General features: G+C 58.4%; 12 protein-coding genes. 1 reads left to right on the top strand and 11 read right to left on the bottom strand.

From position 1 onward, the window contains the following. Positions 1-12 precede the first annotated feature (12 nt). The 11 genes from lpxD to rpsB form a co-directional block, all read right to left on the bottom strand. Positions 13-1,074, bottom strand: a complete 1,062-nt coding sequence (lpxD, locus tag BLU11_RS02390; RefSeq protein WP_090271879.1) for a UDP-3-O-(3-hydroxymyristoyl)glucosamine N-acyltransferase — start codon at positions 1,072-1,074, stop codon at positions 13-15. 5 nt (positions 1,075-1,079) lie between these two features. Then, on the bottom strand, positions 1,080-1,586 hold the full coding sequence (locus BLU11_RS02385; RefSeq protein WP_090271878.1) for an OmpH family outer membrane protein: 507 nt from the start codon (positions 1,584-1,586) through the stop codon (positions 1,080-1,082). A gap of 38 nt (positions 1,587-1,624) precedes the next feature. Next, positions 1,625-3,946 (bottom strand): outer membrane protein assembly factor BamA, encoded by a 2,322-nt coding sequence (gene bamA / locus BLU11_RS02380; RefSeq protein WP_090271877.1) that lies wholly within the window; start codon positions 3,944-3,946, stop codon positions 1,625-1,627. Between the two features lie 107 nt (positions 3,947-4,053). After that, entirely contained in the window at positions 4,054-5,415 is a 1,362-nt protein-coding gene (gene rseP, locus BLU11_RS02375; RefSeq protein ID WP_090271876.1) for a sigma E protease regulator RseP, read from the bottom strand. A gap of 31 nt (positions 5,416-5,446) precedes the next feature. Then, positions 5,447-6,631, bottom strand: a complete 1,185-nt coding sequence (ispC, locus tag BLU11_RS02370) for a 1-deoxy-D-xylulose-5-phosphate reductoisomerase (RefSeq protein ID WP_090271875.1) — start codon at positions 6,629-6,631, stop codon at positions 5,447-5,449. Next, positions 6,628-7,443: a phosphatidate cytidylyltransferase gene (locus BLU11_RS02365; RefSeq protein WP_090271874.1), complete on the bottom strand. Its 816-nt coding sequence runs from the start codon at positions 7,441-7,443 to the stop codon at positions 6,628-6,630. The genes ispC and BLU11_RS02365 overlap by 4 nt, the downstream gene beginning before the upstream one ends. Further along, positions 7,443-8,186: a polyprenyl diphosphate synthase gene (gene uppS / locus BLU11_RS02360; protein WP_090271873.1), complete on the bottom strand. Its 744-nt coding sequence runs from the start codon at positions 8,184-8,186 to the stop codon at positions 7,443-7,445. The genes BLU11_RS02365 and uppS overlap by 1 nt, the downstream gene beginning before the upstream one ends. 55 nt (positions 8,187-8,241) lie before the next feature. Next, a complete protein-coding gene (gene frr, locus BLU11_RS02355) occupies positions 8,242-8,799 on the bottom strand; it encodes a ribosome recycling factor (protein WP_090271872.1) in 558 nt (185 codons plus the stop codon). 3 nt (positions 8,800-8,802) lie between these two features. Continuing rightward, on the bottom strand, positions 8,803-9,537 hold the full coding sequence (gene pyrH / locus BLU11_RS02350) for a UMP kinase (protein ID WP_090271871.1): 735 nt from the start codon (positions 9,535-9,537) through the stop codon (positions 8,803-8,805). Positions 9,538-9,717: 180 nt separating this feature from the next. Next, positions 9,718-10,587, bottom strand: coding sequence for a translation elongation factor Ts (gene tsf, locus BLU11_RS02345; RefSeq protein WP_090271870.1), 870 nt, complete (start codon positions 10,585-10,587; stop codon positions 9,718-9,720). 149 nt (positions 10,588-10,736) lie between these two features. After that, the gene (gene rpsB, locus BLU11_RS02340; RefSeq protein ID WP_090271869.1) at positions 10,737-11,477 is read right to left on the bottom strand and encodes a 30S ribosomal protein S2; all 741 of its coding nucleotides are present in this window, start codon (positions 11,475-11,477) and stop codon (positions 10,737-10,739) included. A gap of 307 nt (positions 11,478-11,784) precedes the next feature. Here rpsB and map point away from each other — a divergent pair, with 307 nt between their 5' ends. Next, positions 11,785-12,573 (top strand): type I methionyl aminopeptidase, encoded by a 789-nt coding sequence (gene map, locus BLU11_RS02335; protein ID WP_090271868.1) that lies wholly within the window; start codon positions 11,785-11,787, stop codon positions 12,571-12,573. Position 12,574: the final 1 nt, after the last annotated feature.

Genomic DNA, 12,574 nt, shown 5'->3' with positions numbered 1-12,574 from the left:
AAAGCGCACAGCTCAGGACTCAGATGAGCCCTGCGTCGCCTGAGTCACTGCGGGCAACTGCTTCTCCAGTTGTTGCACACGTTTGGCCAGCGTATCGAGCTGGCGGATACGTGCTGCACTTTTCTTCCAGTCAGCAGCTGGTTGCATTGCCGTACCGGAGGAATAGGCGCCCGGTTCGGTAATGGAGCGCGTGACCATGGTCATGCCGCTGACGAATACGTTGTCGCAGATATCGATGTGTCCGACCATGCCGACACCGCCGGCGATGGTGCAGTGCCGACCGATACGTGTACTGCCGGATATACCCACACAAGCGGCCATGGCCGTGTGTTCACCGATCTGCACGTTGTGGGCGATCTGAATCTGGTTGTCCAGCTTGACGCCGTTGCCGATGATGGTGTCGTTGATGGCACCGCGGTCGATAGTGGTGTTGGCGCCGATTTCCACATCGTCGCCGATCAGCACGCCGCCGATCTGGGCAATCTTCTGCCAGCTGCCGCGATCATTGGCAAAGCCGAAGCCCTCACCGCCCACCACAGCACCGGATTGGATGACCACGCGCTCGCCCATGCGCACGTCGTGATACAGGGTGACGCGCGGTGCCAACCAACTGCCGGCACCGATACGGCAACGTGCACCCACGAAACACTGCGCGCCCAGCGTCACGTTCGCGCCAATTTCCACGCCCGCTTCAATCACCACACCCGCGCCTATGGCTGCTGTCGCATCCACCTTGGCCGAGTCCGCAATCACCGCTGTGGGATGGATACCGGGCTGGGGACGTGGTTTGGGGTCAAAGTGATGTGACAGCCGGGCGTAGGCCAGGTAGGGATCGTCAACAATCAACGCATCGCCGGCATAGTCAGCTGCGTCCGCTTCGGTCAACAGCAATGCGCCGGCGCCCGTGGTCGCCAGCAGCTTGCGGTACTGCCTATTGGCCAGAAAACTCAGCTGATCCGCTTCGGCATCCTGCAAGGTGGACAAACCACGGACCACCTTGCTGTCATCACCGGACAGCCGCGCATCCAGCACCTCCGCCAATTGTGCGAGGGTGAAACTGATCGAGTCACTCATACTGATCAACGCGCGCTGTTCAGGCGCTCAATGACCTGGCGAGTGATATCGAATTCCGGCTTTACTTCGACCACGGCACTGCGATCGATGACCAGATCATAGGCACCAGCCTGCAGTACACCCTCGACGGCCTTGTCCAACTTCGGCTTGAGCTGCTCAAGCATCTCACGGTCGGACACGGCCTTCGCGTCGTTCAGCTCCTTGGACTGGACCTGAAACTCGCGGGCTTTCTGGCGGAATTCCAGCTCGATTTTTTCCACCTCGGTCTGGCCAAGCTTCTCACCGTCACGCTGCATGCGATCCTGCAGGCGCTTGGCCTCTGATTCGAGGTTCTTCAGACGCTGCAGCTGACTGCCGAACTTCTTTTCTGCATCCACGGAGTACCGCTTGGCAGCATCTGATTCAAGCAACGCCATCTGATAATCCAGCACGGCGATTTTCATTTGCGCCGCAGCCGGGTAACTGGCCAGCGCAAACACGGACAATATTGCAACAGAAATAATCTTGCGCACTCTTTGACACTCCTGGTGAAGAAATAAGGTTAGCGGCTTCAGAACGTCTGACCCAGGGTGAACTGGAACACCTGCGTATCATCGTCAGGCTCATCGTTCAGCGGCATACCGAGGCTGAAGCCCAGCGGACCCAGCGCCGTCAACCACGAAAGGCCAACGCCGACACTGTAACGGATTTCACTGGCGGTCACATCAGGGCAATCGCTGCAATAGGTGTTGAAGACGTTACCCGCATCCAGGAACAGCACAGTGCGCAGTGACCGCTGGTCCTTGACGAAGGGCGCAGGGAAAATCAGCTCTGCACCACCAGTGATCTTGACGTTACCGCCAAAGGGCAGTTCTTCTGGATCCCAGTCGTCATCGGGATGCGGACGACTCTTCGGACCCAGGGTGCTGTCCTCGAAGCCGCGCACCGAGCCGATACCGCCGGCAAAATAATGCTCATAGAAAGGCACCTGCTTGGTCGAGCCGAAGCGACGGGCAAACCCGGTATCGGCGTGCATACGCAGGGTCCAGTCCTGGGTGATCGGGAAGAACTTCTGACCACGGTAGCCTATCTTGTAGAAGTACAGGTCACTACCCGGAACAGTGGTTTCCAGACTCAGGCTCTGCGAATGGCCACGGTCGGGGAACATGCCGCGGTTGAGTGTGGACTGCGACCAGCCGACGTTGGCCTTGAAGTTCATGAAGCTGTCGCCCTCGGCGTCGAGGAACTCGCTGATCTCTACCGCCGGGTACCGGCCTTCCTTGATATCGTCCTGTTGCAAAGACATGCCGAAGGACAGACGCGAAGTATCGGAGATTGGATAACCGATATTGAAGCCGGCACCGTAGGAGTCGACTGAGTAGCGCGCGATATCCACGTCTAGCTCTTCGTAATCGGTGGTCCGATAGAAAGCGTTGTAGCCCAGACTAACGCCGTCGGCAGTAAAATAGGGATCGAGGAAGCCGAAGGACAGCGACGTCTGATAGGAAGACCGGTTGGCACTGAAACTGACACGGTTACCGGTGCCGAAGAAGTTGTTCTGGCTGATCGAGCCACCGAGAATCAAACCGGTGCCCTGGGCAAAACCGAGGCTGGCGGTGACCGAGCCGGATGGTTGCTCTTCTACCGTGTAGTTGACATCGATCAGATCATCGGCGCCCGGCACAGGTACGGTCTCGACGTCCACTTCCTTGAAGTAGCCCAGACGCTCGAGGCGTACCTTGGACTGGTCGATCAGGTAGGTCGATGCCCACCCCCCTTCCATCTGGCGCATTTCCCGACGCAGTACTTCGTCGTCAGTCTTGGTGTTGCCACGGAAGTTGATGCGATTGACGTAAGCGCGCTGACCGGGATCGACGACAAAGGTCACATCTACGGTGCGGTCTTCTTCGTTGATCTGGGGCATGCCGTTGACGTTGGCGAAGGTGTAGCCCTCGTTACCCAGACGGCGACCGATCAGATCGGAGCTGGCAGTCATCACCTGGCGTGAGAACACCTGGCCCGGCTCGACCAGCAGCAGACGACGCACATCCTGCTCCGGCACCACCAGGTTGCCCGACAGCTTCACATCATTGACGGTGTACAACTCACCTTCGTTGATGTTCACGGTAACATAGACGTGCTTCTTGTCCGGCGTGATGGATACCTGGGTAGAGGCGATATCCATGTTGATATAGCCACGGTCCAGATACCATGAACGCAGACGTTCCAGATCGCCGGAGAGCTTCTCCCGGGAGTATTTGTCATCGTTGCGGATGAAGGACAACCAGCCGGTCGTCTTCAGCTCGAACAATGGCAGCAGGTCCTCATCGGAAAACACCGAGTTGCCAACCACGTTGACATGCTTGATGGAGGCCACCGAGCCTTCATCAACGATGATCTTCAGTGCTACCCGGTTACGCGGCTCGGCAATGACCTGGGCATCGATATCGGCGGAATAACGTCCCTGGGCAACGTATTGCCGCAGCAGCTCGTTACGGACGCCTTCCAACGTCGCCTGCTCAAAGATCTCGCCTTCGGCCAGCCCGGCCATACGCAGACCGTCGAGCAGGTCCTCGCTCTTGATTGCCTTGTTGCCGTCAAGCTCGATGGAAGAAATGGATGGCCGCTCGACCACATTGATGATCAGTACATTGCCTTCCCGTGCCAATTGAATGTCCTGGAAGAAGCCGGTGCGAAACAGTGAACGAGTGGCATCGACCAGTGACTGCTCATCCACATCGTCGCCGATGTTGAGCGGCAACGCACTGAACACACTGCCAGCGGAAACACGTTGCAGTCCATTGACGCGAATGTCGGTGATCTGGAAGGCGTCGGCATAAACTCCCGGCGCCAGGAGTATCAGCAATAGCGCAGGCAATAGGTAACGTTTCATGAAATCCGTTCTGGCTGACTGGTTGATTCTTATCTGCCGCATGCGGCAGTTCGGGTAATGGGATACGGCGACAACTATGCGCCCCGCCTCCCGTCTTTCTCTGCCGTTCAGCTGCCCAACCGGCTTATATCGTTGTAAATGGCGAACAGCATTACCCCGACAATCAGGGTCAATCCTATCTGCAAACCCCAGCCCTGAATACGCTCAGACAGGGGCTTGCCTCTGATCCATTCGGTCACGTAGTAAACCAGATGACCGCCATCGAGGACCGGAATGGGTAGCAGGTTCAACACACCCAGACTGATACTCAGATACGCAATGAAACCGAGAAAGCTTTCCACACCGGACTTGGCCGAGGCGCCCGCCACTTTAGCAATGGTTATCGGGCCACTCAAGTTTTTTGCCGAGACCAGTCCGGTGATCATCTTTTTCAGTGAGTCGAGGGTCAGCGCAGTCATGTCCCAGGTCTTCATCACTGCCACCGGGATCGCCGATAACGGATTGTGACTGATACTGCGCATCATGTGCTCGGGCCACTCGAAAGCCTCGATTCCGGCACCGATGAAGCCAATCAATTTGCCGTCCTGTTCACGGGATGCCGGGGTCATGTTCAGTGTCTGTATGCGCCCTGCACGCTCGACGCTCAGCTCCAGTGGCTGGCCGGCGCTCGTCTGAATGGCCGGCACCACATCAACCAGCCAGTCGCTGACCGGTTGACCGTCAATCGCCACAATCAGGTCACCCGGACGCAGGCCAGCGGCTGCTGCCGCACCATCTGGGCTGACCTGGCCTATCAATGGTGGAACCTCGGGCTTCCAGCTGGTCAGACCCAGCGCACCGACCGGGTCTGGCTGATCAGCGCCGCGCAACCAGTCCTGCAACTGCAGTGTAAAGCTCTGCGGGGCGCCGTCCTGTCCTTCACGCGCCACCATCTGCAATTGGCCGGTTTCACCGAGACGGCGGATCAGCTGCAGACTGACTTCGTGCCAGGTGGGCGTGACGCTGCCATCGATTTCGAGAATTTCCAGCCCTTCGCTCAGACCGGCACGTTCGGCGATACTGCCGGACTCGACCGGACCGATCACCGGGGCGACGGTAGTCACGCCGAGCAGGGCAACAATCCAGAATGCCACAATGGCCAGCAGGAAGTTCGCCAGGGGGCCGGCGGCAACGATAGCGATGCGCTGTTTCACGTCCTTGCGGTTGAACGCCTGATCCAGTTCCTCTTCCGGAACCGGGCTCTCGCGCTCGTCGAGCATTTTGACGTAGCCGCCCAACGGAATGCCGGCGATGACATATTCGGTACCACGGCGGTCATGCCAACTGTACAACGCAGGCCCGAAGCCTATGGAAAAGCGCAGCACCTTGACGCCGCAACGCCGTGCTACCCAGAAGTGGCCATATTCGTGAATGGTGACCAGCAGTCCCAACGCCACTATGGTGGCCAGCAGAGTAAACAAAAGATCCATTCAGCGCCTCACTGGGGTCTATGCTCGATGCTCAGACCCGGTTATCCAGCCATTTTTGCGCCTGTTCACGTGCGTGATGATCAGCCAGCATGACTTGAGCCAGCTCTTCGACCGGCTCGGGTGGCAGACGGTTCAATGTGTGCTCGATAATAACAGGGATATCAGTGAAACCAATGCGCTCATCGAGAAAGGCCTGCACCGCCACTTCATTGGCTGCATTGAGTGTCGCACAAGCGGTACCACCGGCGTCGAAGGCTTGGCGAGCCAACCGTAGACAGGGAAAGCGCAGCGGATCAGGCGCCTGAAAGTCCAACCGCGCGGTCAGCAGCAGATCCAACGCGCTGACGCCGGAGTCGATACGTTCCGGCCAGGCCAGGGCGTGGGCTATCGGCGTCCGCATGTCCGGATTGCCCAGCTGCGCAAGCACCGACCCATCAACATAGTCCACCAGCGAATGCACCACACTCTGTGGATGCACCACCACCTCGACCTGCTCGGGGCGAGCATCAAACAGCCAGCAGGCCTCGATCAGCTCAAGTCCCTTGTTCATCATGCTGGCCGAGTCCACGGAAATCTTCTGGCCCATCGACCAGTTCGGGTGGGCACAGGCCTGCGCCGGTGTGACACCCGCCAGATCTTCCAGAGCAAAATCGCGGAAGGGACCACCGGAGGCGGTCAGCAGAATACGCCGCACGCCCACCTTGCCGAGGCCGGTGGCATAGTTCTGCGGCATGCATTGAAATATCGCGTTGTGCTCACTGTCGATCGGCAACAGCTGCGCACCGGAATGACTGACGGCCTGCATGAACAAGGCGCCGGACATGACCAGCGCTTCCTTGTTGGCCAACAGCACGCGCTTGCCCGCACGCACTGCGGCCAGGGTCGGGGGCAATCCAGCCGCGCCCACGATGGCGGCCATGACTACATTGGTACGCTCGTCGGCAGCCACCTCCGCCAATGCCTCTGGCCCGTGCGATACACGGGTGGACAATCCGGCAGTATCCAGCCGCTGCTGCAGTCGGGATGCCTGCTCGGCGTCAGCGACCACAGCAAATACCGGTCTGTGTTGCAGGCACTGGGCCTCCAGCACCGCCATGCGGCTATGCCCGGTCAGGGCAAACACTGCGTATCTATCAGTGTGGCGGGCAATCACATCCAGCGTACTGACGCCAATCGATCCGGTCGCGCCCAGTACTGTTATCCACTCGTGATTCAACCCAACAGACTCCCGAACAGATACCAGCCCAGCGCGAACACCGGTACTGCGGCCGTCAGGCTATCAATGCGATCCATCACGCCGCCGTGGCCGGGCAACAGATTGCTGCTGTCCTTGAGCCCCTGTTCACGCTTGAACAGGCTTTCGGTCAGGTCACCGACCACAGAGAACAGCACTACTACCAAGGTACCGAGCATACCGATCAGTATTGATTGCAGCGACCAGCCCAGATACAGCATCGCCGCAATCACGAGCACCTGGGTAAACACGACACCGCCGAGCAAGCCTTCGATGGTCTTGCCGGGACTGACAGCCGGCAGCAACTTGTTGCGACCGAAGGTCTTACCGGCAAAGTAAGCGCCGATATCTGCCGCCCAGACCATTACCACCACCGCCACGATCAGCCACAGACCACCGTCCAGAGCCCGCAGCCATACCAGACCATACCAGGCCGGCAGCAGCACCAGCAGGCCGAACAGCTGAGCAATCAGCGAACCGCTCCACAGGCCGCGACCGCTGGGGTAACGAATGATCATGCTGGTCGCCAGCAGCCACCAGCCCAACGCCGGTGCCAGCACGAAGTGCGGTGGCCAGACGTCGCGGTACAAGCCCACCATCAACAGCGCCACAGCCAGCGCGTAGACCACCCTGCCCTTCTGGGTGGCTTCACCGGCCAGCCGCGCCCACTCCCAGGCGCCGAGCGTGACGATGAAGCCGATCATGACGGCGAACCACAGATGGTCCAGCAGCACGAAGCCGGCAATGACCAGAGGCGCCAGAATGACACCGGTAAGAACGCGTTGTTTGAGCATCAGGACTCCGCTGTCACTTGTTCACTGGTTTTGCCGAAGCGCCGCTGGCGGCAGGCAAAATCGGCGAGCGCCTCGCGCATGGCATCGTGTTTGAAATCAGGCCAGAAAAGGTCGGAAAAATACAGTTCAGCATAGGCCAACTGCCAAAGCAGGAAGTTGCTGATGCGCCGCTCGCCGCCGGTACGTATGCATAGATCAGGCAAGGGCAGGCCAGCAGTGGAAAGCCGTGCGGTGATATCGTCAGCGTTGATATTATCCGCGTCGATCAGGCCAGCAGCGGCATCCTGCGCCAGTGCACGGGCTGCCTGGGTGACATCCCATTGCCCGCCGTAGTTGGCAGCGACCAGCAATTGCAGGCCACCGCACTCGGCAGTCATCGCCTCGGCGTCAAGCATTGCCTGTTGCAACTTAGGTGCAAAACGATTGCGGTCACCGATGATATTCAGACGAATGTCGTTGTCCCGCAGCTTGCGCACCTCCCGGTGCAGGGCAAACAGAAACAGCTCCATCAGCGCGCCGACCTCGGCCTCCGGTCGCGCCCAGTTTTCGCTGGAGAAGGCGAACAGAGTAAGCACTTCAACACCCTCGCGGGCGCACACTTCGATGACCGCTCGAACCGCCTCCACACCCGCCTTGTGCCCCGCCACTCCCGGCAGGAAGCGTTTGCGGGCCCAACGGTTGTTGCCATCCATGATGATGGCAACATGGCGTGGGACGGACCGGGTTGCGGCCTTGGCATTCATGATTCGAGGTCTACTGATGTGCTGAACAAATGTTTCTCCTTGCCTTGCTCCGGCATCAGACCGCCATCAGGTCTGTTTCCTTGGCTTCCAGTGCCTTGTCGATTTCAGCAATATACTTGTCGGTCAGCTTCTGCACTTCATCAGCAGCACGACGCTCGTCGTCTTCACTGATCTCCTTTTCCTTCTGCAGATCCTTCAGTTGGCCCAAAGCATCACGACGGATATTACGTACGGCCACCCGAGCATTTTCAGCTTCGGAGCGCGCCTGTTTGGTATAGCCTTTGCGCGTCTCTTCGGTCAGTGCCGGCATCGGTACGCGGATGGTGGTGCCCGCAGTCGCCGGGTTCAGACCCAGGTCGGAGGTCATGATGGCTTTCTCGACAGCCTGGATCATGCTCTTGTCGAATACACTGAGTGCCAGGGTGCGCGAGTCTTCAACGGTAACGTTGGCAACTTGACGCAGCGGAGTATCGGAACCGTAGTAGGACACCATGACGCTGTCCAGGATGCTCGGGTGAGCCCGGCCGGTACGGATCTTGGCGAAGGCGCCGCCCAGTGATTCCGTGGACTTTTTCATGCGTTCCTGCGCTTCTTGCTTGATTTCGTTGATCATGACTCAGCCCTCGATCAATGTTCCCTCGGCGCTTCCTACCACTGCATTGAGCAGCGCGCCAGGTTTGTTCATGTTGAATACCCGCAAGGGCATATGATGATCGCGAATCAGACAGATGGCTGTCAGATCCATCACGCCCAGCTTGAGATCCAGAACCTGATCGTAGCTGAGCTTGTCAAAACGTTCGGCATTCGGATCCTTCATCGGATCGCGGTCGTATACGCCATCAACCTTGGTGGCCTTCAATACGACGTCTGCATCCACTTCGATACCGCGCAGACAGGCAGCGGTGTCGGTGGTGAAGAAAGGGTTGCCGGTACCAGCAGAAAATATAACCACGTCGCCACCAGCCAGATAGCGCATGGCCTTGCGTCGATCGTAGTGCTCGGTGACGCCTTCCATGGTAATCGCCGACATGACGCGGGTCTGGATGTTGGAACGCTCCAGAGAGTCGCGCATGGCCAGGCCGTTCATCACGGTGGCAAGCATACCCATGTGGTCGCCGGTGACCCGGTCCATGCCGGCAGCACTGAGCGCAGCGCCGCGAAACAGATTACCGCCACCGATGACCAGCCCCACTTGTACACCGATGCCGATCAGTTGGCCGATTTCCAGCGCCATGCGGTCGAGCACCTTGGGATCGATACCGAAATCTTCGGTACCCATCAGGGCTTCTCCGCTGAGTTTGAGAAGAATTCGCTTGTACTTGGGCTGACGGCTGCTAGGTACCTGGGCCATTCATCACTCTCCTGCTGTGGCTGGTGAAACACTCAACGAGTCACACCCTGACAACATGGATGGTAACTTGTTCAGTATTTCTCAAAAAGAAGGCTTCACGCCTGCGCGGGAAGCCTTCCGGTATTGCCTGATTGCAGACTCCGCGCAGGGAGCCTGCAGAGCGCTGATCACGCTGCGCGATTACTGCTTGGAGGCAGCAATCTGGGCCGCTACTTCAGCAGCGAAGTCGACCTCGGCACGCTCGATGCCTTCACCCACTTCAAAGCGGACGAAAGATACGATTTCAGCACCGGCTTTCTTGGCCAGTTCGCCGACCTTGACGTCCGGATCCTTGACGAAAGCCTGCTCGACCAGGCTGGCTTCAGCGAGGAACTTGTTGATACGGCCTTTGACCATGTTTTCAACGATATTTTCCGGCTTGCCAGCGATCTTCTCGGCGTTCAGTGCCAGGAAGATTTCTTTCTCTTTCTCGACTACCTCAGGGGAAACCTGGGAAGGATCGACAAACTGCGGGTTGCTGGCAGCAATGTGCATGGCGATATCACGCGCCAGCTCGGCGTCGCCGCCCTTCAGCGCAACCAGAACACCGATGCGGTGGCCGTGCAGGTAAGCGCCGACCACGTCGCTTTCAACGCGGGTCAGACGACGGATGTTGACGTTCTCACCACATTTGGCAACCAGCGCTTCACGGGCTGTTTCCTGATCGGCGATCAACGGCGCTGCATCGGTATAACCGGCTGCAAAGCCTTTATCCAGGCTCTCGCTGACGAAGCCTTTGAAGTCGTCCTGCAGCGCCAGAAAGTCGGTCTGGGAGTTGACTTCGATGATGATGGCCGACTTGTTGTCGTCAGCCACTTTAACGGCAATGGAGCCTTCAGCGGCGATGTTGCCAGCCTTTTTGGCAGCTTTGATCGAGCCGGCGGCACGCATGTCGTCGATGGCTTTCTCGATGTCGCCATCCGCTGCGGCAAGCGCCTTCTTGCAATCCATCATGCCCTGGCCGGTACGCTCACGCAGTTCCTTGACCATGGCTGCAGTAATCTGTGACATGAATTTTTCCTCTGACTTGCTTGATTGGCAGCTACCCGATCACCTGGGCAGCCTCATCATGTTGCTTTCAAGATGTTGCATTCAACATAGTGCAAAAAGGGGGCATGGCCCCCTTTTTGAATACGGCATCAACCTGCGCCGATTCCTGCTCAGCCTTCGGAGGCCTCGGACGCAGGAGCAGCTTCCTCGACGAACTCGTCGACGCCGCCATTGTTCTTGCCACGCAGTACGGCATCAGCCATTGCGCCGGCGTACAGCTTGATGGCGCGAATGGCGTCATCGTTACCCGGAATGACATAGTCGATGCCGTCAGGGCTGCTGTTGGTGTCAACGATGCCGATGACCGGGATGCCCAGCTTGTTGGCTTCGGTGATGGCAATACGCTCGTGCTCAACGTCGATGACGAAGAGGGCGTCAGGCAGGCCGCCCATGTCCTTGATACCGCCCAGGCCACGATCCAGTTTTTCCAGATCACGGCTGCGCATCAGTGCTTCTTTCTTGGTCAGCTTGGTGAAGGTGCCGTCCTGAGCCTGGACTTCCAGGTCACGCAGTCGCTTGATGGACTGACGGATGGTCTTGTAGTTGGTCAGCATGCCGCCGAGCCAGCGGTGGTCAACGTAGGGCATGCCGGCACGAGTGGCTTCATCAGCAATGATCTTGCTGGCAGCGCGCTTGGTACCAACGAACAGCAGCTTGTTCTTGCCGCTGGCCAGTTTTTCCACAAAGCTCAGGGCTTCGTGGAGCATCGGCATGGTCTTTTCCAGGTTGATGATGTGAATCTTGTTGCGAGCGCCGAAAATGAACTTGCCCATTTTCGGGTTCCAGTAACGGGTCTGGTGGCCGAAGTGCGCACCGGCCTTCAACATGTCACGCATGGAAACTTGGGTCATGATAACTCCATAAATTATATCGGGTTGAGCCTCCACATATCCCGCCATCCAACCCCGAAGGGCACCCAGGACAACGTGTCGATACGTGTGCGGATTAAGTAATGCCTGATGCAGAAAGATCCGCTGTTTGTTCAGGCGCGGCGCTTTATACCACAGACTGCCCGCTCAGATAAAGAGCGTCGTGCCGAATGGCAGCTCTGGCTCAGCATCCCCAGCTCTCTGTTCTATCTGATAAACTCCGGGGTCTGTTGACGTTTCATCCATTTCGCACGCCAGTCGGCGTGGCAAGACGAGAGAATTCCCCCTCATGAGCGTATCCATCAAGACCCCCGAAGATATCGCCGGCATGCGCGTCGCCGGCCGCCTGGCTGCTGAAGTGCTGGAGATGATCGGGGAGTACGTCAAGCCGGGTGTTACCACCGATGAGCTGAACCAGCGTTGCCATGACTTTATCGTCAATGAACAGAAGGCCATTCCCGCGCCGCTGAACTACGGCGGCGGCCACGGCCGCATCCCATTCCCCAAATCCATCTGCACCTCGCTCAACCATGTGGTCTGCCACGGCATCCCCAACGACAAGCCGCTGAAAAACGGCGATGCGATGAACATCGACATCACCGTCATCAAGGACGGCTACCACGGCGATACCAGCAAGATGTTCCATGTTGGCGAGACGCCGGAGTGGGTTGCACGCCTGTCGCGGGTTACTCAGGAATGCCTGTATAAAGGCATATCCGTGGTCCGTCCCGGCGCGCGGCTGGGAGATATTGGTCAGATCATCCAGGATCACGCCCATGCCAACCGTTTCAGCGTGGTACGCGATTATTGTGGTCACGGCATCGGCAAAGTGTTCCACGAAGAGCCGCAGGTACTGCATTACGGCAAGGCCGGCACCGGCCTTGAATTGAAGGAAGGCATGATCTTCACCATCGAACCCATGCTCAACCAGGGCCGCGCAGAAACCCGCCTGCTGGGTGATGGGTGGACCGCGATCACCAAGGACCGCAAACTGTCGGCGCAGTGGGAGCACACCATCCTGGTCACTGCAGATGGTTATGAAGTACTGACATTGCGCAAGGAAGAAAGCTTCCGTTGAG

Origin of the sequence: Halopseudomonas litoralis, from assembly GCF_900105005.1 — a bacterium.
In the GTDB taxonomy this organism is placed as follows: Bacteria; Pseudomonadota; Gammaproteobacteria; order Pseudomonadales; family Pseudomonadaceae; genus Halopseudomonas; species Halopseudomonas litoralis.
Note: the sequence above shows the minus strand (reverse complement) of the source record. Positions and strands in the feature narration are given on the sequence as shown.

What these genes read in the sequence shown, in the direction of transcription:
- lpxD (WP_090271879.1), bottom strand. Translation starts at nt 1,074, where the DNA reads ATGAGTGACTCGATCAGTTTCACCCTCGCACAATTGGCGGAGGTGCTG.
- bamA (WP_090271877.1), bottom strand. Translation starts at nt 3,946, where the DNA reads ATGAAACGTTACCTATTGCCTGCGCTATTGCTGATACTCCTGGCGCCG.
- rseP (WP_090271876.1), bottom strand. Translation starts at nt 5,415, where the DNA reads ATGGATCTTTTGTTTACTCTGCTGGCCACCATAGTGGCGTTGGGACTG.
- BLU11_RS02365 (WP_090271874.1), bottom strand. Translation starts at nt 7,443, where the DNA reads ATGCTCAAACAACGCGTTCTTACCGGTGTCATTCTGGCGCCTCTGGTC.
- uppS (WP_090271873.1), bottom strand. Translation starts at nt 8,186, where the DNA reads ATGAATGCCAAGGCCGCAACCCGGTCCGTCCCACGCCATGTTGCCATC.
- frr (WP_090271872.1), bottom strand. Translation starts at nt 8,799, where the DNA reads ATGATCAACGAAATCAAGCAAGAAGCGCAGGAACGCATGAAAAAGTCC.
- pyrH (WP_090271871.1), bottom strand. Translation starts at nt 9,537, where the DNA reads ATGGCCCAGGTACCTAGCAGCCGTCAGCCCAAGTACAAGCGAATTCTT.
- tsf (WP_090271870.1), bottom strand. Translation starts at nt 10,587, where the DNA reads ATGTCACAGATTACTGCAGCCATGGTCAAGGAACTGCGTGAGCGTACC.
- rpsB (WP_090271869.1), bottom strand. Translation starts at nt 11,477, where the DNA reads ATGACCCAAGTTTCCATGCGTGACATGTTGAAGGCCGGTGCGCACTTC.
- map (WP_090271868.1), top strand. Translation starts at nt 11,785, where the DNA reads ATGAGCGTATCCATCAAGACCCCCGAAGATATCGCCGGCATGCGCGTC.